Raw genomic sequence first — 22,429 nt, 5'->3', positions numbered from 1 at the left:
TTGGGTCGACAGGCGACCGCCCACCAATACGCATCAACTATCGCTTACGAGAAGTCAATATTTTGGTAATTCAATAATGTTTCTTTTATGCTGGATAGAATACAAATCATTTTCCTGATTCGAACCAGTTCTTCTTCTGTGTCCCGAACAAGCTGTGAAAACCATTCCGGCTCAGACATAATTATTTTTTCTAAAATTGTGTAAGTGTTAATGTTTCGCGGCTTCTTGAAACGTTTTTTTTCAAATACCTTTTTCCCAACAAATTGGGCCTCAAACCACTCTATGCTGATTGAGTTGCTGCGATTGATTTTTATCCTGAGTCCAAGCGAAATTGACGGATATTCTAAGGCGACACTCTTTCGATTGTTGCTCCAATAATAAGTCACGTAATATTCTGCCTCTTTATGAAGAATTGCTCTCTGATTGATAATCCATTTATTAACTTCATTACATGATTGCCTGTCACTTTGATTCAATGGCATGCATATATTTTCAGAACCTTGCCCCCTCTCTTTTAAGATCGACTGGGTTATATCATCATTACCATAAGAAGAGGTTGACTCATATCTAACAATATGAGCAATAATTTTTAGCAAATAATGCTGCAGCTTTCTGATGCGCTCGATTTTATTTTCCGTCTCATTCGCCAAGCTCTTTAACTCTATGGGTGCTTCGACCAAATAATCATCTATATAATAAATACGAAATCGATTACTTTGTAGATTGAATTTTCTCGTTTGAACGAATTTTTTTTGTTCCCACTTACCGATACCCCATGTAACAGCGAATCTATCGTTTGTCATTGACTCTAGCTTAATACCCAATGGATAACGATCGACGCCCACAATTGTTCTAACCAAACCAGAATAGTTGTCCGTATATTGTTCGATGATTAAACTGGCCTGTTCACGCAACTGGTCAAGCTGCTTGAATATCCACGCGCATACTTCGGGCGGAGTTTTATAATGATGGTATGCAACCGTCCCGGTCAAGTTACAGGATCCCGTCTCGACCATGGCCTCACCTTCCTTGCCTGAGTTGAAAACTGCCATGCTAGCGTATTTGAAAATCTAAACCCGTTGGCAAAGTGCATTTCAGATGCATTTAGCCAGCGGGTTCCTTTGATCGATCTTGGTAAGATCGACGCGCGTCTATCATCAGTCGCCAGACCTTTCCATTAAGTAATCAGGACTATATTCATGTTTGTACTCGGTTTAGATATTGGTTATTCGAACGTTAAGCTCGCATTCGGTGATCAACTTGCACCACCAACCACAAAATTATTTCCCGCCGGGGCTGCACCCGTTGAACACTTGCCCCAAGCAATCGATCGGGCGAGCGATACTTTACGTGTGACGCTCGACGGCGTCGCGTGGGGCGCTGGCATAAGTGTCAGCAAACTGAGCAATTGGAACCGTGCTCTACATCAGGACTATACAAACACCTCCTCTTACAAAGCGCTGTTTTATGCCGCCTTACTATCATCCGAACGTTCTGTTATCGACGTCTTGGTTACAGGTCTCCCAGTATCACAATGGCAAGACAGGTCAGCGCGGCAAGCATTGGCCAATCAGCTCAAAGGTGTTCACCAAATTACCCCGAAACGGCAAGTCGCTGTAGAACAGGTTCACGTCGTTCCGCAGCCAACCGGCGCCTTCGTCGAACAACTATTTACGACGCAAGACAGACGTTTAAGCGATGGCCGGGTATTAGTGATCGACCCAGGTTATTTTTCGGTGGATTGGGTGCTATTGAACGAAGGTGAAATTGTTTCTGCGTCGTCCGGAACCAGCTTAGAAGCTATGTCAGTGTTGCTAGACAAGACAAGTGAATTGATTTGCGACGACCATGGAGGCAAATTGACCCCTGAAAAAATTGAGGATGCTTTAAGATCCGGAAGCAGCAATGTGCTCTTGCTAGGCCAAGAGGTCATTCTCCAGGATTATTTGGCCGCTGCTGCACAATCGATCTCGATGATCGCATTAGAAGCCATGAAACAATCTCTCCGCCGAGAGAAGGGTTCTGTTGATATCGTCTTACTGGCCGGTGGTGGCGCATCCCTTTATCAGAACGCAACTAAAGAATTTTTCCCCTTGAACCCCATCTTTACGCCATCGCAGCCAACACTTGCCAACGCGTTAGGCTTTTTCTATTTCGGGAGGGGGTGACGGTGAAAGTATTGGTGACAATCAATCCGAATGCCAACCCAGAGCTTTACGCCGATATCGAAAGAATAAACTCCCGAGATCGGGCGGAACGAGTACGGACGCTAGCAACCATGGCTGTTGTCATCTCACAACTCGGATTACAAAACTCGTCCGCCGTTTCTTATATATCAGCTAGTGATTTAGTGTCTGAGTCAACCTTAACAAAACTCAAATCGAGCTTAGCCACCGAAGATTGAAAACTTTTGCTATTGCATTTTTATATTTTTGTGATTTCTTAATAAGTAAGCCAAACATATGCGGAAATTGTTACTTATCTTGTACCTAGTTTCTTTGTCAGCTAATGCTTACTCGAATGCACTGATAAACTCGAATTGGGGAAAAATTGCCGCAGAAAAAGGGCTAGACCCCTTTGAATTGTATGCCGTATCATTAATGGAGTCATCGAAATACAGTGCAAATAACACCATAACACCATGGCCATTGGCCATCAACGCAGCGGGAACGGCTATTTTTCCGCGAAACCGTGGGGATGCTTTAAATACCTTAGCACGTGAACTCGAAAAAGGAATTACATCGATTGATGTCGGATTGATGCAGATAAATATTAAATGGAACGGCTATCGTGTCAGCGATATTAGAAATCTATTCGATCCAGAAGTTAACCTTCGGGTCGGCGCCGACATACTAGCTGAAGCCATTCGCTCGGAACCGCATAACAAAACTCTCGGATTAGGTCGTTATCATGCAGGTTATGGCAACGAGCCCGATCGACTGGCACGCGCATATGCCTATGGAAGAAGAATATCGTTAATTGCCAATAGGCTTAGGAAGTATTTTGGAGACTAAAAATGACGGAGGAAATCGAGGCGTTCAACCTAAAGCTTTTATTGTTCATTAGAGAGTCCATGACTGATGATCAATCTAACAAATTGAAGATTTTACTTGGATTAGACAATGAAACAGCAAGGCTAATACGCAGTATCAGTATTGGAGAAGTAATTACTTTATCTAAATCAGGATTTTTGTTGTTCTCTCCTCGAATAAACTGTGACGGATTTAGAAAAATATTGGAATCAAAAGAGCCTGATCCAAAAACACTAATAGATATTATAAATAGAAATGGATAGTTATTTATGAGCCACAACGACAAGGCGATTACGGTTTTCAACAGACATGAATTAGCTCTCACAATGATTAGAGCGGGTTTTCGGACGTCTATCGTATTTATTCATACACAATTATCAAAACTGTTGCTGCGAAGACTTTACAAAGAATTGCATTTGAAATCACCAAGCTCTGGGTTGCTGTCATCATCAGCCTATGTCCTGTCCAATCGCAGGAACCAGCTCTACGCAACCTTATTTATGCGAATATACTCAGAATTGAATGGACAACAAAAAAACTCTGTGGACGTGCGGATTGTGATCGACTCCTGGGATATTTTTAAAACGCTGGTACCAAAATATAATGAGCTCGATATACATCCTAAATCGATCAATGAGGCGTGGACATTGACAAGGGACTTTCGATGTGAGACAAATTATTTTGAAACCTGTCCTAAATGTAGTCAGCAATATTTGGCCTGCGATGACAGCCGACTAGCGAAAAAATGCCCGTTTTGCAATTCATCAAATTAATTATAAACTCGACTAAATAAAATATAGCCAAAACAATTGAAAACTGAATAGTACTTAACGGTGTTGCTAAATTTGAATAAATTATTGGTGTTTTAGTTGGCATGCTGTAAGAACTTTGAAAACACTAAGGAATCTGTGTTTAAATCAAGTTTTCTGAATAATCTAAATTCAAATCTTTCATTTAATTAGCACTATAAAATGAAGCGCCCAATTACTCAAAGGCTAGCTAATGCAATTTATTACTGCTCCTTTAGAATGCAATGTCATAATAAGTGAAATTTTAAGGCACTGATATTAAATGGATTAAGTTTTTCAAAAAGTGACATTTCATATTTTAAGAGCAGTAATATCCCAAATCCCGATCATTTTGGCGCTTACCAGGTTGGTGAAAAACTCTTTTTTGGCGTTGAATGACTATATATTTAGTGCCGATGAAGCTATTTTCCTACTAAATACTGGTTCGATTGAGCAGAATTAGCGTCTCAAATATGGTTTTTCACCAACCTGCTCCAGCCTTCTATGCAGCAACTTACAGAATTAAAAACAATCCTCCATTCTAAACGCGCCAACATCTACTACCTGGAAAAATGCCGGGTCATGCAAAAAGATGGCCGGGTGTTGTATCTAACCGAGGCCAAAGACGAGAACCTGTATTGGAACATCCCGATTGCCAATACCACGGTGATCCTGCTCGGCACCGGTACCTCGATCACCCAAGCGGCGATGCGCATGCTGGCCAGTGCCGGCGTGTTGGTCGGCTTTTGCGGCGGCGGAGGCACACCTTTGTTTAGCGGCTGCGAAATCGAATGGTTGACGCCGCAAAGCGAATACCGGCCCACCGAATACGTGCAGGGCTGGCTGCAATTCTGGTTCGACGACGCGCAACGCTTGGCGGTCGCCAAAACCTTTCAGCAAGCTCGCATCGACTATATCCGCAAGGTCTGGAGCAAGGACCGCGATCTGCAAGCCGAAAACATCTTCGCCCACGACAGCGCCATAGCCGCGGCGCTGGACGGTTACGGCACGCAAATCGAGCAAGCCGGCAAAGTCGGCGACCTGTTGCAACGGGAAGCGCTATTGACCAAACAACTCTACCGCTACGCCGCCAAGGCTACTCAACACAACTACTTCAGCCGTGACCACGACGCCAGCGACCTCGCCAACGGCTTTCTAAACCACGGCAACTATCTGGCTTACGGATTGGCCGCGACTACTTTATGGGTGTTGGGCATCCCGCACGGCTTCGCGGTGATGCACGGGAAAACCCGACGCGGCGCCTTGGTTTTCGACGTCGCCGATTTGATCAAGGATGCCATCGTCCTGCCCTGGGCTTTTGTTTGCGCCAAGGAAAAGATGAGCGAACAGGAGTTTCGCCAGCAAATCCTGCAAAAATTTACCGACCACAAGTCCCTGGACTTCATGTTCGAACAGGTCAAACAGCAAGCCCTTAATTACCCTCTCCCTGAGGGAGAGGGCCGGGGTGAGGGAGAACGAAAAGTACAAAACATCGATAAATCCGAGGGTTCCCAACTATGATGGTCACCTTCGTCAGCCAATGCCAGAAAAAAGCCCTGGCCCGCACCCGTCGCGTCCTCGACGCCTTCGCTAACCGCATCGGCGACAACACCTGGCAAACCGTCATCACCGAGGAAGGCCTGATCACGGTCAAAACCCTGCTGCGCAAAACCGCCACTAAAAACACCGCCGTGGCTTGCCATTGGCTCAGGTCGCGGAGCCGGAGCGAATTGGTTTGGATTGTGGGGAATCGGCGGTGTTTTAATGCGGAAGGGATAGTGCCGGTGAATCGCAGCCAAAAGACCTTGCCCGCGTTCCAGCCGGAACACCAATGGATATACTTGCCGTTGATCAAGGCGTTGGCGGTCATGACGGCGCTGCTGCATGACTGGGGTAAGGCGACGCAGTGTTTCCAGCACAAATTGCAATCCAAGCAGCCGCCCGACCCATTGCGCCACGAGTGGGTATCGCTACTGTTGTTTCGGGCGTTGATTCAAGATGCCGACAATGACATTACTTGGTTGCAGAGGCTGGCCGAGGGTGTTTGGGATGAAACACCACTCATGTCGGCGGCCGGCCAAAACGTAAAAAAGCCGTTGCAAAAACTACCGGATGGTGCTGGATTGTTGGCTTGGCTGATCGTCACGCATCACAAATTGCCGGATTTGACTTGGGATGAAGCCAAAAAGTGGCGGGGCGAGCCGGTTGAGACATTACAACAAGCCCTGGACATCATCACCGCCGACTGGGGTTATCGCAACAACAGCGAAGCGGACCGGTTGCAACAATGCTTTCAATTCCCGCAAGGCTTGCTAAAACAATCGCAACCCTGGCTTGATCAACTGCAAACCGCCGCCAACAAGCTGTTGAAGTGCCTGCCGTTGCTGGAACAGGTCATGCAAAATGGTGGCTATCGTTGGGTGTTGCATTTTGCCCGGCTCAGTTTGATGTTGGGCGATCATCAATATTCTTCGCAAGCCACCGATCCGCAATGGCGGCAAACGGTTGCGTTGTATGCCAATACCGATGCCGACGGCCAGCCCAAACAATGGTTGGACGAACATCTGGTCAAGGTCGCGCAATGCTCGGCCACGTTGGCGCGGCGCCTGCCGCGTCTTGAAAGCGAACCGCCATCCGCTTACGACTTAAAAAAGCTTCAGCAAAAAAGCAGCGATTCGCGCTTTCGTTGGCAGGATCAAGCCGTTGCAGCGATTCAGCGTTGGCGAACGGGGTGCGTCCAAACCGCGCCGCGCTTCGGCTTTTTTGCGGTCAATATGGCAAGCACCGGTTCCGGCAAAACCTTGGCCAACGCCAAAATCATGCGGGCGTTATCGCCGGACGGCGATAGCCTGCGTTACGTGCTTGCCTTGGGATTACGCACGTTAACCCTGCAAACCGGCGATGAATACCGCGAACGCATCGGGCTGGATAACGGCGAATTGGCTGTGATGATCGGCTCGCAAGCGGTCCGCGATTTGCACCGCCAAACACAAGAAGATTCGTCACTGGGTTCCGAATCGGCTGCATCGGTAGGCGAGGATAACGACATCGATTTCGATATTCCCGAGCAGGCGCTCAGTGTGCTCGGCACCTTGTGGACCAATCGCGCCGGCCAGGTCGATAGCCGAAAACAAAAGCTGTTGTATGCACCGGTAATTGCCTGCACCATCGATCATTTGATGGCCGCTACCGAAACCGCGCGCGGCGGCCGGCACATCCTGCCGAGTTTGCGTTTATTGTCGTCGGATTTGGTGATCGACGAAATCGACGATTTCGATAGCGACGACCTGGTGGCAATTGGCCGCTTGATTCATTTGGCCGCCATGCTGGGTTGTAAAGTGATGATCTCGTCGGCCACCATTACCCCGGCTTTGGCCGAAGGCTATTTCAATGCCTATCAAGCCGGCTGGCGCTTGTTCGCCGCGGCTCGCGAAGCCAAACCGGCTATCGGTTGCGCTTGGTTCGACGAGAACGACAACCGGGTTGCCGCGTTTCCGCTTGATGCTATCGAAACCTACCGCGCCGAGCATCAAGCCTTCATCGCCAAGCGTTGTACGTTTTTACAAAACACCAAACTTAATCCGCCCAGACGCATAGGCGAACTGATTGGACTCGCCAAGCCAGAGGCCGGAGCCAACGATATTGAGACGGCTTATTTTTCGAACATTCAGGCTGCTGTCATCCGCCAACATCGGCGCCACGCCTCGGCGGCCCCTCACAACGGCAAGCGTGTTTCGTTCGGCGTGGTGCGGATGGCCAATATTCCACCGTGCATCGCGCTGACACGCTACTTGGCGCATTCGACCGACTGGCCGGCCGATGTGGACATCCGCATCATGGCCTACCACAGTCAGCAAGTGTTGCTGTTGCGACACAGCCAGGAGAAGCATCTGGATCAAGTCCTCAAACGCGTTGAACCGGCAGCGGTTTACGAAAACCCAGCGATACGTCGGCATGTCGGCGCGTGCCAAGCCGAAAATTTGATTTTCATCCTGGTTGCCACACCGGTCGAGGAAGTCGGGCGCGATCACGACTTTGATTGGGCGGTGGTCGAGCCGTCGTCCTACCGCTCCATCATCCAGTTGGCCGGGCGAGTATTGCGGCATCGCCAACAGCTCCCGGATGCGCCGAATATTGGCTTGTTGCAATACAACCTGAAGGCGCTGAAACAGGCTGACGATGTGCCGGCGTTTCGCCGGCCAGGCTTCGAATCCACGGAAAACATGCTGCAAAGCCACGATTTATCCAGGCTGATTCCGTCCGAGCAGTTGGCGGCCATCAACGCGATTCCGCGCATCCGTCAATCCCAAGAATTACAGCTAACCGCCAATTTGGCCGATCTGGAACACCATTTCATCCGGCAATTGCTGAACGATTATTCCGCGACAGGGCCGGAAGCATTGCAAGGCTGGCTGAGCGGCCATTGGTGGCTGACGGCCTTGCCGCAACGGCTGAAGCCGTTTCGCCGGCAAGACCCGCAACAAACCCTGTTCGATGTGCCGGACCAAGACGGTGAGTTTCGATTTGTCGAAAAACTTCCTCAAGGTGGTATCAATCCGATCGAGAATAGTTACAAAATCCAGCGCGTTGCGCTAACTTCACTGGAGCAACAGCGTTGGTGGCTATGGCATGACTATTCCGAGTTATTGGAGGAACAGGCGGAACGCCACGGCTGGAGTCGTGAATATGCCGCGCTGTATTACGGCGAAATCAATGTGCGGATCAGCGATACCGACCGGCAACGGCAAACGCAGTTTAATTATTGCGAACAACTAGGGATTTGGCGGGATGGCGGCGACTAAATTGCTTTTCTGATCGCCGAGAACGGCAACACCAAACGATTCGGCGTGGCATTCAAGCGTCTGAAACCGAACTTTTGGTAAAACTCGGCGGCGCGTTCATGTTTGGCGTCGACGATCATGCCGAAGATGCCGATTTTTTCGGCGGCCTCGTTCGTGGTTTTAAAGGCATGCATGATCAGTGCATCGCCATACCCCTGGCCTTGAAACTGTTTATCTACTGCCAGGCGGCCCAGCAAAATGAACGGCAATTCCCGGTAAGCCGTAACTCTGGTTGCATCGGGCAATTCGTCGCGGTTCACCGAACACGCGCTGATCGAGTAATAGCCGACGATGCGTTGCGTATCGGCCAACACATAGACCCGGCTCAGGTCGCGGCTTTGGTCCTGTTGCGCAAATTGGCGCAAATAGCGGTTTAAAACGCTGTCGCCGCAATCGAAGTTTTGCCGGTCGTGAAGCTTGGGTTGCAATAACTCAAACTTCATCGCCGACGATGCGGTTATAGGTTTGCAGCGCTTTTTTCATCCGCTCGGTCGGTTCCGGAGGGTGGTCCAACAGCTCGAAAAACATGTGCCAGTCCTCCTGGCTGAATCGGGTTTGTTGATGCTCGGCGATTATGGCTTCCGCCTTTTCCCGAACGCTCTGCCGAATGAATTTGCTTTTGTCCAGGCCAACGTATTGGCGCGCTTGTTCCAGCATTTGCAGGGTTGCCAAGTCCATACGAACTTTTAGGACGTCTTGTTTGCCGTTTTCGATAGGCATAATCCTCTCCCGATAAAGTACTCATTGTACCCACAATTTTATTAACTTTAGGGTACAAATTGAATATTGATAGGTTCTAGCTTAAACTCTGCTGCGCCATAACTCATCAAGGATATTAAAAATGATGGACCCGGCTTTGCAACAATTTTTATCCGAACGGCTGAAGAAGAAAACTTCATCTGCGCCAAACGAAGCGGAATTACAGCAAGAACTGAATGACTGGTTACCGACGGCGGTAACTAAAACCCATAAGCTGTTTCGCGTGACCCACCCCGTCAAATTCAGCCATCCCGACGTCAAAAATACCAGCGAAATTCGTGTAAGCGCCGAACGCAAACCAGACGGTTTTCTGCGCAGCGGCAATGTCGCGGTCGAGCCGGACATGGTGTTCGATACCGCCGCCAACATTCCGATTTTGAAATTTTTGAGTCTGAAATTGGCGGATGGCCTATCCATTTTGGCCCATCTCGAAAACGACAGCGACCTGGTCAAGCAACAGCTCGAACTGCCGTCGCTACCCTATACGGACATTCGGCAGGGTCTATTGCAGATCAATCAATTACCGGATAGGACAAGCACTTCGGACAAGATCAAACAAGTCTATTTCCCGGTGGACGGCGGCTACCATTTGCTATCGCTACTGACGCCGTCCGGCCTGATGTTTAAGCTCAAGGAACGAATCAACTCGATCCGCTTTGCCGAAACCACCAAGCAGGCTCGCGAAGCCCGACGCAATCAACAGCATCACGACACGGGTTACCAGGAATTCTATGGCTTGACCGAAATCGGCTTTGGCGGCACCAAGCCGCAAAACATCAGCGTGCTGAACAACCAAAACGGCGGAACCGCCTATCTGTTGCCGTCTTTGCCGCCGCCGCTCACGCTAAACAAGCTGCAGCCACCGAAGACCGATTTTTTTCTCCAAAGCGTATACGCCAAGCATTTCCTGGAAAAGTTTCAGGCCTTGCATGCCTTGTTCCAAGACAACGTACCTGCCAACATCCACGTGCGGGAAGGCCGCGACTATTGGTTGTTGCAAATCGCCGAGCAGGTGATGGAAACCGTTTGGGCGTTGCGCGAACTGCCTGGCGGTTGGTCGGAACACGGACAACTGCCTCCGACGCAGAAAATCTGGCTGGATCAAGACCATGCAGAACAACGCGAGCAAGCCGACGATTGGCTGGACGCCGTAATCGTCGCCTTGGCCGATTGGTTGGCGATTACCTATAAACACGCCATCGGCGAGCGCCAGGCCAAAGCCTTGGGAGATGCCGAGCTCAAACATTTTCGGCAATTATTGGACGACCATCGGGAGGTCTTGCGATGAACCGCATTTTGTTGATTCCGCGCTTGCGCATCCACAACGCCAATGCCTTGTCCAGCCCGTATACCATCGGTTTTCCGGCGTTGACGGCCTGGTTGGGCGGCGTGCATGCCTTGCAACGCAAACTTAATGCCGACGGCTTGCCGCAGCTCAGTTTTTCGCGCACGGCGGTTGCCTGCCACCGCATCGATTTACAGACCTACAAACATGCCGGCGATTATCTGTATTCCATCGTCGGCACCGGCAATCCGCTCGATAAAAGCGGCGACCGTCCGTCGTTCATAGAAGAAGCCCGCTGCCACCTCGACGTCAGTCTGGCGATAGAAACTCAGGGCATAGGCAAAGCCCATGAAGACGAATTCCTGGCCGCCGTCAACCGCCATCTACCCAAACTAAAATGGGCGGGCGGCGACAGCCTCGGCTATAAAGTGCCGCAGTGGCTGGCACTAGCCGGCGACAGTGAATTGGCCAATCTGACCCGAAAACTGATGCCGAGCTACGTGTTGAAACAGCGCCGCGACCTGATGGCGCAAGCCATGGCCGAAGGCCAGGATGCCATCGACGCGTTGCTGGATTATCTGGCGGTTCACTACCAAAGCCGCACCGACGATGACGGCCATGTGTCCTGGACGGCCGAGCGTAAAGCCAAGGGCTGGATCGTGCCGATTGCAGCCGGTTTTCATGGCGTCAGCGCATTGGGCCACGCCGAACACCAGCGCGATCAAATTACGCCGCATCGGTTTGCCGAAAGCCTGGTCACTTTGGGCGAATTCGTCATGCCGCATCGGCTGAAACGCCTGGACGACCTGCTTTGGCGCAGCCGCTACGATGCAGACAACTATCTGTATCTCATCGAACAACACTCCCGCAACGCTTAATAGCAAGGAAAATCACCATGGCAAAAACAGACAAATTAGCCACCGCTTCGGTACTGGCCTTCGAGAAAAAACTGGTGCCCTCGGATGGACGGCTTTACGGCACCCAGTGGGATAAGCGCGATGAATCGGCGACAGTGCTCAAGCTGCAAGAAAAATCGGTGCGCGGCACCATTTCCAACCGAATTACGAAAGAAGCTGACAAAGATCCTATCAAGTTGAATGCAAAAATCGAAAAGCCCAACCTGCAAACCGTGGACAGTTGTGCTTTAGGTAGCGAACAAGACACGTTGAAACTCAGCTTTACCCTGAAAGTGCTGAGTGGCGTCCAACAGCCTTCCGCCTGCAACAGCGCGGAATTCGCCGCCAGCTACAAGCAGGCCGCCGATGCTTACATCCAAGCCGAAGGTTTTAAAGAACTGGCTAAGCGCTACGCTGCCAACCTCGCCAACGGCCGCTTCCTATGGCGTAACCGGGTTGGCGCGGAAAATATCGAAGTACGGGTGTGGGTCTGTAACGAAGGCGAACAGCGCGATTGGACCTTCAATGCCAAAACTTTCAGCGTCCGCGACTTCGACAACTTGCCGGCTGGCGTGTTGGAACTTGCCGATCTGATCGCCGATGCGTTGAGCGGCCGCCGCGAATTTTTGATGCTGTCGGTTACGGCCTATGCCCAAGTCGGTTTGGCGCAAGATGTTTACCCCAGCGAAGAACTGGTGCTGGACAAAAGCAACAGCAAATCCAAAAAAAGCAAAATCCTCTATCACATCGACGGCCACGCCGGCATGCACTCGCAAAAAATCGGCAACGCTTTGCGCAGCATCGACACCTGGTATCCGGTGGATGAAGACAGCCCTTACATCGGGCCAATCGCCATCGAACCCTACGGCGCGGTCACCAACTTGGGCAAGGCTTTTAGAACCCCCAAAGCCAAGGTCGATTTTTACACCTTGTTCGATAGTTTCGCCCGAGGCGGTTCGCTAAGCCAGACCGAACAGCATTACGTGATGGCGGTATTGGTGCGCGGCGGCGTGTTCGGCGAAAGCGGCAAGGATTGAGCCATGCGCTTTTATTTGGAAATCACCTTGCTGCCCAATCCCGAAGTCGGGCTGAATTTTCTGTGGTCCAAAGTATTCCAGCAGCTCCATCTGGGCTTTGTAGAGATGCTGGATGCGGATAAACGCGGCGCTATTGGTGTCGGTTTTCCCAAACACAGCGCGGATGGTAAGCGCCTGGGGTTGGGCGACAAATGCCGCCTGTTCGCCGAGGATGAAACTACGCTGGAACGCTTCGCCGCGCCGCAGCGTTTGGCGCGGCTGAGCGACTACGTGCATTGCACCGGCATCCGACCGGTGCCGGACAAGCTGCTCGGGTATGCGGTTTACCGGCGGGTGCAGCCCAAAACCAATCCCGAACGTCTGGCCCGGCGCTACGCCAAGCGTCACGGCGTCGATTTGGCGACCGCGTTGAACATGACGGTGGAACTGAGGGCGGCGGGCGGGAACCCGGCTTACCCGCTATCGTTCCGCTATTGCGACATGCTCAAGCCTTCTGTGGCCTTGCCTTTCATTCGCTTGCAAAGCTTGAGCGGCGGTCAAACCTTTTGTTTGTGGATCAGCAAAACCGCAACCGCCGATCCGGTGGTAGGCAGTTTTAGTGCCTATGGCCTGAGCAGCGTTGCCACCATACCGGAATTTTGACCCAATTTTTTTTGCTCTTTAACAATGTTTACTAAATCAGCCGGTTACGGCCGGGGCTCTTGCGGATGGTGATAATGGCTTTATCCATTCGCAACCCTTGCCGCAACCGGCTTCCCGTTTATTTATAATCAGTCCGCCGCCGCACAGGCGGCTTAGAAATTGTACAGATAGCCGTAGCGGTTGCGGGCTTCGTCCGCCGCCGCACAGGCGGCTTAGAAAGCGATCGTGAATATTCCGGCAACGTTTTACTCGTCCGCCGCCGCACAGGCGGCTTAGAAAAATAAAGCTTGCCGTTGGGCTTTGGGTTAGTCGTCCGCCGCCGCACAGGCGGCTTAGAAATAGATATTCCTTTAGAGAACATTGAAGAGGCCGTCCGCCGCCGCACAGGCGGCTTAGAAAAGGATGTAATCGACGCGGGACTATCCCTAGATGTCCGCCGCCGCACAGGCGGCTTAGAAAGTAAAGACGCCATGTCCACAGATACCGGAACCGTCCGCCGCCGCACAGGCGGCTTAGAAATGATAGTTCCCACTAATGACACCAAGAGGCCGGTCCGCCGCCGCACAGGCGGCTTAGAAAACACGTCGATGGCTTGCGCACCCGCTTCACTAGTCCGCCGCCGCACAGGCGGCTTAGAAATATTGCTAAAACAGGGTCGATGCTGTTATCGCGTCCGCCGCCGCACAGGCGGCTTAGAAAATCGGCCAGTTGTACCGGATTTTGACGATATCGTCCGCCGCCGCACAGGCGGCTTAGAAAGTGTATTCGCCGTTGGGTTTTAGCGCTTCAAAGTCCGCCGCCGCACAGGCGGCTTAGAAAAACCAGCATCAGCCCATCCAGCAAGAAAATGAGTCCGCCGCCGCACAGGCGGCTTAGAAAGTAGGTATAGCCGCTTGGCATTGTCGGGCTGGGTCCGCCGCCGCACAGGCGGCTTAGAAAAAAATAACCGGGGCGACCATATCTCAGGTTGAGTCCGCCGCCGCACAGGCGGCTTAGAAATGATAAATGTTGGCGTACTTGACCCGGCAGCAGTCCGCCGCCGCACAGGCGGCTTAGAAATGGCACATACCGGAGGACTTGCGCCGGTTTAAGTCCGCCGCCGCACAGGCGGCTTAGAAATTTGTGTTTGCCGCGAGGGCCAGAAGGGCGGAGTCCGCCGCCGCACAGGCGGCTTAGAAAATCGCCATTCGAACTCGATCCGCCCCCGTTGCGTCCGCCGCCGCACAGGCGGCTTAGAAAATCACAAGCCAATGCGGAGGAACACGCGATTAGTCCGCCGCCGCACAGGCGGCTTAGAAAAACATACACCCGGTTGCCGGCGCTCGGGGTAAGTCCGCCGCCGCACAGGCGGCTTAGAAATTTTTCCGATTCGACGTGTGGATCGAACGTCGGTCCGCCGCCGCACAGGCGGCTTAGAAAAAGTGAGGGAGCACGCGAGAACCCGCTGGCTAGTCCGCCGCCGCACAGGCGGCTTAGAAAACCGGAAACTGGGAGCGCAGTGACGGCCTGACGTCCGCCGCCGCACAGGCGGCTTAGAAAAGACATCTGGCAACCGCAAGCCTGGTCGATTTGTCCGCCGCCGCACAGGCGGCTTAGAAAAGGATTCTTCGGCGCGGCGTTCGACCAGGTAAGTCCGCCGCCGCACAGGCGGCTTAGAAAAGATCGGGAAGCTGCCGGCGCTGGAAATCTCCGTCCGCCGCCGCACAGGTGGCTTAGAAACAATGACCGCCGCCGTCGCTGGCATCGGTTGAAGTCCGCCGCCGTATAGGCGGTTTAGAAAAACTGATTTCTCTCCTCTGGCCAAATAATTGAGTTCGCCGCCTTACAGGTGGCTTTTTAAAATGGCCCGGTTAGAGATAGTTACACCTGGCAGGGAGCATAGTCGGCGGACAATATTTGCTAACCTCCGCCCAAGGTGTATGCTGATACTGCAAGACGTTAAGTAAAGCTATTTTAATTATCGTAACCTCACTCATTTGATATGCTAAGACTGAGTACGAATAAGTCCGCTGCCCTAAGAACTCGCACACGTAAAATCGATGACGGCCGCATTGCTTGCCCGCATTGCCATCGAAGAATTGTGCCGTATGTGTATTTTTCATACGGCGTGGCCATGCATTCAGTCTGCAAGTTGTGTGGAGGGACTGTTCAGGTTTTCAAAGTCCATAAATCGGTGACATTACCAGGGCTCCTCTTACGTATATTGCTCTTTCTCACTGGGTTAGTGGCCCTTGACTCATGTATAAATTCTCAGGTAAACGCTAAGCGCTATAGTACCAGCGCGACAACGCCAGCCTCTACACGGTTTTAGGGCTGACAAAAGTTACGGGATATTAGCCCAACACGTCACGCACGTATTTCTGCGTCTCTTTAAATGGCGGTACACCATTATGTTTATCGACATTGCCCTCCCCCGAGTTATACGCCGCTACTGCTAGTTCTAAATTGCCGTCATAACGGTCAAGCAAAAAGCGCATATATTGCCCTGCGCCATCAATGGCTTGCTCTGGATTATTCGGATCTTTAACGCCAAACCGCCCCGCCGTGTCCGGCATCAACTGCATGATGCCTTGCGCACCCTTTCGTGACCGTGCATCATTATCGAACGCCGACTCAGCGGACGCCATCTTGCTTAAAATCCCGGCAGGCAGCCCGTATCGGCTTTCCACTTGATCGAAAATCGGCTGCAACGGCTTCGGCACCTCTACTGATCCAGCACTATTGTTTTTTTTTACGGCGTCGTTGTAATTACCAATCGAGTGAGCGAGATCCGGTCTATTCTGTGTCGCAGCGCGATTGAGCAATTTAGCGATGTCATCACCAACTATCTGGCCATGTTCAGCAACTAATTTTTCTCGCGCGGCTGTTGTCCCGAAACCGTCGCTCAGGCCGTAATCCGCTGTTTGTATGCCGCTGAATGTTTCTGTCAAAGCAGCTTTGTAGTACTCGAGCTGGCTCGGTGTAAGCTGATGGGCAATCTCGTTACCCTTCATATCCCGCCAGGCTTCCACCGCTTGAGCACCCGCTTCGCCTGATTCATTGAAAGCCTTTTCAGCAGCATTCCAATAGCTATCGCCTTGATTTATGTACGCCGACATGCTTTCAAAGAATGAATTCGCACCTACGTAGGCCGAACTACCGACTTTTTCAACGTAATTTCTAGCACTATAAAGAGTCCCAGCTACTCCATCGTAATTCATCTCACCAACCGATTTTTCGCCTCTGGCGAGATGCGCAATCTCTTTGGCAAAGTATTCAGCCTTAGCCCCCGCCATTTCTGAAAATTCAGATCGGGTACCGGCATTGAGTTCGCTTGTTTCTTTGTCGTGAAACCGGTCGACGCTTTCGTCGCCGTTGTGCACTTCATTCCCGATTTCGCTTATCCGTGCATTCACCTGATCCGGCAAATTGCCGGCCGCCGCGCGTGGGTCAACCACGCTGGCGCGATCAAATTCCGCACGTGCCTGGCCGTGCTTGGGCGCATCGGCTCGAAGACCCGCGTTCTTGTTCGGGTCGGCTATCTCGCCGGTTTTCGCTGCGAACGAGTCGCGCAGCAATTCGAACCCTGCCGTTTTTGCCTGTTGCGATTCGCTTGGATTCATAGATCTGAATCTCGCCGGCGAATGTCCTGTCAACAACGACATGCCGGCCGCCGCGTAGGCCTGGTTTTTATCGGTAATTAAACCAGAGGATCTCCAGTCACTGGCGAGTGTCTGTGCATCGCCGCTTAACCCAAACCGCGTTAACTCATTATTCAGGCGGCTCATTAAACCGGGTTTTGTACTGATCGCCTGTCCGGATTCCAATGCGCCGAATTGGGCGTTCGTGCCGAGGCGGCTTTGCATCGACGCCGTGGCGCTATAGGCTTCCGAAGCGGACAACACATCATTGGCAGACGATTGCAAACTTTGTAGTGTTTGGTTGTTAAGACCCAGCGACACAACTTCGCGGGTACCGGACTGCGCATCGGTTGCCACGCTGCGAGCTAAGTCAGTTTGAAATCCCGCATCTTCGGTCAAGCGCGTGGCCATATCGTGGGCGATTTCGTTCGAACGTTGGCTGTTTAAGCCGAATTGGCTTTGGAGTCGATCACTGATATTGGCTTGTAGCATGTCCTTCCTGGAGCCACCGTTAGAATTACTCTGGGTTCCATCGCCATCTTTTCCATCAACCTCTTTTCTTTCCAGTCCGCTGCCCAGAGCCACGGCGCCTGACAAGACGGAAGCCATTTGATCCGAGGTCATATCGGTATCGCTATAGCGCTGTGCGTATGATGACCCTTCGCTGCGCATCAGCTTGTCGGTTTCCGACGAACTGCTGTTTAGCCGGCGAGAAAATGATTGTCCTGTCGAGGCGTCGCGATTCGAGGCAAAACTGTTGCCCGCCGAATTCGCCAGTGAACTCATAAATTGAGCACCGGCCTGGCGCATATAGTTCGATGACGACGAGACGGCTTCGGAAGCCTCGCGAGACACATTGAAGGTCGGCAGCACATTTTCCGCGCCGGTTCGGTGGGTGCCTTTCAGCGGAGAGTGTTGATAGGCCGACTGATTGGCAAACACCGGGGCCGTCGCCAACACGGCAGGCGATCCTGCGCGCTCGTCGATATAATCTCCGCTCTGCATGCGGCCCATGAAATGCGTGGCGGTGACCGAGCCGCCGTAGACCAGCATCAAGGCGATCGCCGGCGTCGAAGACGCCAGCATGCCGCCGATTGCCACCCAATCTTGCAACACCATATCCATTTGGTAAATCCCTTCGATCGAGGGAATATTGAAGCCTTGCGCATCCAGGGCGTCCATTTTTCCGAGAGCCGACATGGTGATGTACAAATTGATGACCGCCATGATCGGCATCCACAGTTGGATCCATAACAGCATTTTGAAGTACTGGCCAACCATCGAAATCCCGGCAGACCCCAGCATGACGGCGAAGACCATGAGCGGGGTAATGGCGTAACTGAGACCCTCTATCCAGGTCATCATCGGCCGGACGATCCGGGTAAACAGCGTCTGTTCTGCGGCCCATTGCATGTTGCGTTGCTGGATGGATTGATGGACCATGGCCGCTTTGTTCCACTTCAAGCCATCTTCGTAGCGCCCGACGATACCTTTTTCGAACATTGGCACGATCAGGCTCGCCAGCATGTAATCGTTCGCACTGATAGTGCTATTGGACAAGGCCGTTAACGCATCGCTGATCCGCGTGGACACGTCCTCCGACCTTGCGAGATTCAAAGTTTGCTGCAGTAAGTCTTCTAAACCGGTAATGCCATACTTGGTAATGTAATCATCCAGCGCCGCATAGGCATCGGTACAGGTCAAGACAGTCGGACCGGCGCCCAAGTAGACTTCTGTGGTGTAGATTTTGGAATTGAAACGTATCGCCGTCATCACGCTCGCCGTACGCATGATCGCGTCTAACGTGGTCTGATTTAAATCGACCCCGGTTAACGTACATTCTTTTACGTAATTGACGAACGAAGCTTCCAGATCGACCTTGGCACTCGGTGAATTGGCTTTTCCCAGAGTTATCCGTGATAACAGGTTTTTTCGGACAGCAATTAAGGTATTGAGCGGATCCGCGAACCCGTGTTCAGTCATGCTCGGTACCGAAAATCCTTGCTCGAACAAACGCGTCAAGCGGTAACCCATATTGGACAGGATGGAACCCGCTACCGCCGGCCCAAACGGCACATTGTTGACCACAACCACGTTACCAGAATAGGCGTCTTCAACCTTGACGACTACACCCGGCGCAAAGAGCGCGGTATAAATCAGCATAGAAGCAAAGACATCCTGATAGCGAATGCCACTCGCATTGAATTGGGTCAAACCTCGCAGCATCACCATCGTCACTCCCAGTGATGCGCCGACTGCAGCAGCCCCTTTGTAATCGTCGGTTAAAGAAATCATGGCGATCGCATTCAGTATCGCTGCGAGGAACTGGGAGTCTCCAATCGAAAATATTTCGTAAATCACTTGGTTTCCTCCTGAGTGGGATAATTGGCGGCGCTAGCGCCGGTTTGATCGAATGCTGCGTAGTTACGGGTTGGAGTGGCTTTCATGATGTTCGAATAAAAATCGACCACGGCTTTGATATTGCCGTATCGCATCGCCAATTCAGTGGAATCGTCTTCGATTTGTTGCCTAGCCACGCTTAAGGTATCGGCCAATTTCGCGGCGTACGCGCTATCTTCAAGTGAGGAAGCATAGCGGGCGGCATCGTATAAGTTCTGGACCATCGCTTGTGCTAACTCCAGCGCGATTGCTGGCGCCGCATCTTCCGCAAACAATCTGGCCATACCGTAATCCTGTCTGGCCATGTTCCGGATCATCGCGGCGACGGCCCCTGGTACCAACTCCATAAATGCCATTTCATCCGGAGTTAAGTCGCCGGTATTGGTGCCGAATTTGTAAACCAAACCCGGTTTGACGCTATTACCAATCAACAAGTCGGACACTCGTTTACGCAGCCCGACTAAGGTCACGTCTTTAATGACCGGATTCAAACAACCGTCGATTTCGGTCGTATCGCAATCGTAGATTTTGACTTTGCTATAACTGCCGCTACCCGAACCGTTTAACAGCTCTTTCATCCCGATAATGCCGTTTAACACAACGACAGGATTGGTATCTCCCTGTCCATCGCTGGCCGCCGTGGGCTCATTAACAATGACCGTGCCGCTGATGCTCATCATCGCTTCGAGTAAATCCAAACCGCCAAATTGGAACCAGTTTTTCGCGTTTTTCTCGTTTAAAGCTCGCCACACCAGGTTCCCCTGAATAATCTTCTTCATTTCGGTAGGCGCGTTGTTGGAGACTTGTTTAGTCGGGTCGCCTTGTGTCGAAGTGTTGGTCAGCGCCCCGAAGACATCGGTAACCCCCTTGGAAAAGGAGATTTTCGATTTCTTCATATTCTCGGTGACCGATGCCGGTAACAAGCTGGTGGCATCGTTCACAATGCCTTGAGCCAATTGACAGGAATTCGAGAACATTTGATTAAGGTCCTGGATCCGTTTTTGCAGGCCGGACATAAGAACTCCGCACTGATTACACATCGCGTCGATAGCCAATTGAAAGGCGTATCCCGTTGCGTTGGCAGCGACAGAGCGCATCAAGGTAATGAACTGGTCCTTATTAATGAAAGAAAAGCTGCCACCGAATAAATCGATACCCCCGCATCCGGCGCTAAACGAAGGGGGTTGAAAGGAAACCAAGTTAGTTTCCACAATCTTATTACGGGAGACTACGGATCCACCTGTAATGACCCCTCGCCTCTGGCCTAGGTGTGCGGTTGGCGTCGTGACGTTGGTCATCGTGCCGAACATCGCGTCCATTTCCTGTTGCAAGTCAGCAAACCCACTGGCCGGCAGCACTAGCATCCACGCCAGAACGATGATTCGAGTAATACGCAAGTGCCCCATAACAGCTCCTAGTAGGCTAATGAATAGAAACGGTTAAGGCAGCACGGGTTGCGCGCGCAATGCCTCAACCAATCGGCCAGGATCGTTCATTACCGGCTCGGTCAATGTCCCCGCCTCCGGAATCATAAAAGTTGAATCTGTCACCCCGCGCGCCGTGCTAAACAGCCGGTCCGATATCCACCCGGCATTCTTGGCCGACAGCAATACCCTAGAGGTCAAATCGTCCAGCGACACAACGCCTTGGGCAATCGGCAAGATTTCGTTTGGGGGCTTCATTAAGAACAAAGCCGGAGTAGACATCACGCCTAACGCCTTTGCCTGTCCAGTATCCGATCTGAATTGCTTATAGAATCCCGACGGCATCGGCTTGCCATCCAAAGACACCGGATAAATTTTGAAACCGAAACGCTGCTCCAACACCGTTAACAAGGGCGCTTGCGCTTCGCAAAAATGGCAATCCGAACGAAAAAAAAACAAAAGGCCAGCTTGTTTGGATATCGTCGACATGGCCTGTTCATTCGCCTGTGTCGCCATTTGATTGGCGGCATTGGATGCAAACGTGGCCAGCGGCCGCCGGTTATTCTCGTCCAGCCGCGGATCGCTCATAACTACTCGTTGCGCCACAGTGGCAAACTTCTGGGCTTTATCCATCATTACCCGTTGCAAGTAGTAGTAAGCCGCCACGTTCTTTTCAGTGGGGTTATCGACGGCGGCGTCCTTGTAGTGTTCGAGATTTTTTCTAAACCATTCAGCAGAGAGGTATTCGGGCGGCCGAGGGGGTTCAGAGGGAGGATTTGGATTTGATGAAATCTTTTCCTCTGTCTGAGGCGGACTGGGAGTTTGCTCTATACTAGTGTCAGGAGTTGTTTCACGCCAAAACCATCCCCGCTGTTTGTCCAGAAAAAAAGACGGCTCTCCCCCATCGGATCGAGCCGTCAACGGGAGCAGCAGGCACAGCAATAGGAGCAGACATGGATTCATGGTTTCATTATCTCGTTTTTAAAAATTCAAACCCGCTGGCTAAATGCCTCTGAAATTCACCTACTCAGGCCCCCTGGCTGTTTCAATCCCTTTTCAACGAGTACCTTGATGATCGATAACATGGAAATTTCTATTTCGAAAGATGAATACAGGTTATTACTGGAGTTTTTGTTCTTGGCTGACAGGTGCGTGCTCAGTGCAGAACGGAAGAACCTCAAGTCCACCGAGCCTTATCGCGCGCTGATCGAAAAAATCTTGAGCTACGCCGAACGGTTCCAATGTGCCGATTTGGTCGTCGATATCCCCGGACTCCCACACCGAATGGTGTCCGACTCCTTAGAATCAAAACTCATTTACAAAATCTTCAGCGAGTCGTTAAATGAGGATCAATTCTGGTTGAAACTCGCCCATGCTCTGGCGGTAAGAGACGTCGACGCCGAATTAGGCGCGATTCCTGCTCAACCCCAAAGCTCACCCGGACAAACCGAATTGGATGAAATGCGCCTGTTCAAGCTGGCCGAAAAACTCCTCGAATGGCGTAACGAATTGCTCCGGAACGGCCTCAGCCGCTTAGAGTTACGCGCTCCGACGGCATTCGACGTGGTGAGCCCAAAAGGCCGATCCGACATCAATTAAGCGCGGCAATCACCGACTTATCCACAAAATCTGTGGACAAGCTTGTGACAAATCAGTCAATCATCGGCAAACGCCCCCACAATTCAACCAGTTATAAAACTGTGTA

Annotated in this window: 18 protein-coding genes and 1 CRISPR repeat array; of the genes, 12 read left to right on the top strand and 6 right to left on the bottom strand. The window is 51.6% G+C overall.

The features are described from left to right. Window positions 1-44: 44 nt before the first annotated feature. The gene (mobI, locus tag ACR02O_RS23745) at window positions 45-1,052 is read right to left on the bottom strand and encodes a conjugative transfer protein MobI(A/C) (RefSeq protein WP_494523519.1); all 1,008 of its coding nucleotides are present in this window, start codon (window positions 1,050-1,052) and stop codon (window positions 45-47) included. A 147-nt stretch (window positions 1,053-1,199) separates the two neighbouring features. On the opposite strand from mobI, the gene ACR02O_RS23740 reads away from it, so the two are divergent. The 7 genes from ACR02O_RS23740 (at window position 1,200) to cas3f (ending at window position 8,622) form a co-directional block, all read left to right on the top strand. After that, window positions 1,200-2,168, top strand: coding sequence for a ParM/StbA family protein (locus tag ACR02O_RS23740; RefSeq protein ID WP_054759623.1), 969 nt, complete (start codon window positions 1,200-1,202; stop codon window positions 2,166-2,168). Between the two features lie 2 nt (window positions 2,169-2,170). Next, entirely contained in the window at window positions 2,171-2,404 is a 234-nt protein-coding gene (locus tag ACR02O_RS23735) for a hypothetical protein (protein ID WP_494523518.1), read from the top strand. Between the two features lie 58 nt (window positions 2,405-2,462). Then, entirely contained in the window at window positions 2,463-3,014 is a 552-nt protein-coding gene (locus ACR02O_RS23730; RefSeq protein ID WP_444512418.1) for a transglycosylase SLT domain-containing protein, read from the top strand. A gap of 2 nt (window positions 3,015-3,016) precedes the next feature. After that, window positions 3,017-3,295 carry a flagellar transcriptional regulator FlhD gene (locus ACR02O_RS23725; protein WP_444512417.1) on the top strand — a complete coding sequence of 93 codons (279 nt, stop codon included), beginning with the start codon at window positions 3,017-3,019 and terminating at the stop codon, window positions 3,293-3,295. A gap of 6 nt (window positions 3,296-3,301) precedes the next feature. Beyond that, window positions 3,302-3,805 carry a FlhC family transcriptional regulator gene (locus ACR02O_RS23720; protein WP_082409681.1) on the top strand — a complete coding sequence of 168 codons (504 nt, stop codon included), beginning with the start codon at window positions 3,302-3,304 and terminating at the stop codon, window positions 3,803-3,805. A gap of 519 nt (window positions 3,806-4,324) precedes the next feature. Then, window positions 4,325-5,341 (top strand): type I-F CRISPR-associated endonuclease Cas1f, encoded by a 1,017-nt coding sequence (gene cas1f / locus ACR02O_RS23715; protein ID WP_444512416.1) that lies wholly within the window; start codon window positions 4,325-4,327, stop codon window positions 5,339-5,341. Beyond that, window positions 5,338-8,622, top strand: a complete 3,285-nt coding sequence (cas3f, locus tag ACR02O_RS23710; protein ID WP_444512415.1) for a type I-F CRISPR-associated helicase Cas3f — start codon at window positions 5,338-5,340, stop codon at window positions 8,620-8,622. The genes cas1f and cas3f overlap by 4 nt, the downstream gene beginning before the upstream one ends. Here the strand turns inward: cas3f and ACR02O_RS23705 are convergent. Next, window positions 8,619-9,104, bottom strand: a complete 486-nt coding sequence (locus ACR02O_RS23705; RefSeq protein WP_054759605.1) for a GNAT family N-acetyltransferase — start codon at window positions 9,102-9,104, stop codon at window positions 8,619-8,621. The two genes, cas3f and ACR02O_RS23705, sit on opposite strands and share 4 nt — an antisense overlap. Beyond that, the gene (locus tag ACR02O_RS23700) at window positions 9,094-9,381 is read right to left on the bottom strand and encodes a type II toxin-antitoxin system TacA family antitoxin (RefSeq protein WP_054759603.1); all 288 of its coding nucleotides are present in this window, start codon (window positions 9,379-9,381) and stop codon (window positions 9,094-9,096) included. The genes ACR02O_RS23705 and ACR02O_RS23700 overlap by 11 nt, the downstream gene beginning before the upstream one ends. A gap of 121 nt (window positions 9,382-9,502) precedes the next feature. On the opposite strand from ACR02O_RS23700, the gene csy1 reads away from it, so the two are divergent. Genes csy1 through cas6f form a run of 4 tightly spaced genes read left to right on the top strand, consistent with a single transcriptional unit; the run spans window position 9,503 to window position 13,280 of the window. Continuing rightward, a complete protein-coding gene (csy1, locus tag ACR02O_RS23695) occupies window positions 9,503-10,708 on the top strand; it encodes a type I-F CRISPR-associated protein Csy1 (protein WP_444512414.1) in 1,206 nt (401 codons plus the stop codon). Further along, window positions 10,705-11,583, top strand: coding sequence for a type I-F CRISPR-associated protein Csy2 (gene csy2, locus ACR02O_RS23690; RefSeq protein WP_444512413.1), 879 nt, complete (start codon window positions 10,705-10,707; stop codon window positions 11,581-11,583). The genes csy1 and csy2 overlap by 4 nt, the downstream gene beginning before the upstream one ends. 17 nt (window positions 11,584-11,600) lie before the next feature. Next, the gene (gene csy3 / locus ACR02O_RS23685; protein ID WP_444512412.1) at window positions 11,601-12,638 is read left to right on the top strand and encodes a type I-F CRISPR-associated protein Csy3; all 1,038 of its coding nucleotides are present in this window, start codon (window positions 11,601-11,603) and stop codon (window positions 12,636-12,638) included. A gap of 3 nt (window positions 12,639-12,641) precedes the next feature. Continuing rightward, window positions 12,642-13,280, top strand: a complete 639-nt coding sequence (gene cas6f, locus ACR02O_RS23680) for a type I-F CRISPR-associated endoribonuclease Cas6/Csy4 (RefSeq protein ID WP_444512411.1) — start codon at window positions 12,642-12,644, stop codon at window positions 13,278-13,280. A 131-nt stretch (window positions 13,281-13,411) separates the two neighbouring features. Then, window positions 13,412-15,060: a CRISPR direct-repeat array (repeat unit 28 nt; unit sequence GTCCGCCGCCGCACAGGCGGCTTAGAAA). 553 nt (window positions 15,061-15,613) lie between these two features. On the opposite strand, the gene ACR02O_RS23675 is transcribed toward cas6f, so the two are convergent. Genes ACR02O_RS23675 through traF form a run of 3 tightly spaced genes read right to left on the bottom strand, consistent with a single transcriptional unit; the run spans window position 15,614 to window position 21,666 of the window. Further along, entirely contained in the window at window positions 15,614-19,261 is a 3,648-nt protein-coding gene (locus ACR02O_RS23675) for a conjugal transfer protein TraG N-terminal domain-containing protein (RefSeq protein WP_444512410.1), read from the bottom strand. Next, the gene (locus ACR02O_RS23670) at window positions 19,258-20,706 is read right to left on the bottom strand and encodes a conjugal transfer protein TraH (protein ID WP_444512409.1); all 1,449 of its coding nucleotides are present in this window, start codon (window positions 20,704-20,706) and stop codon (window positions 19,258-19,260) included. Before ACR02O_RS23670 ends, ACR02O_RS23675 begins: the two co-directional genes overlap by 4 nt. A 33-nt stretch (window positions 20,707-20,739) precedes the next feature. Then, window positions 20,740-21,666, bottom strand: coding sequence for a conjugal transfer protein TraF (traF, locus tag ACR02O_RS23665; RefSeq protein WP_494523517.1), 927 nt, complete (start codon window positions 21,664-21,666; stop codon window positions 20,740-20,742). A 129-nt stretch (window positions 21,667-21,795) separates the two neighbouring features. On the opposite strand from traF, the gene ACR02O_RS23660 reads away from it, so the two are divergent. Beyond that, a complete protein-coding gene (locus ACR02O_RS23660) occupies window positions 21,796-22,323 on the top strand; it encodes a hypothetical protein (protein WP_256612727.1) in 528 nt (175 codons plus the stop codon). Window positions 22,324-22,429: the final 106 nt, after the last annotated feature.

This window comes from Methylomonas sp. PHL2-19 (assembly GCF_059331595.1).
This window is presented reverse-complemented; position numbering and strand designations above follow the sequence as displayed.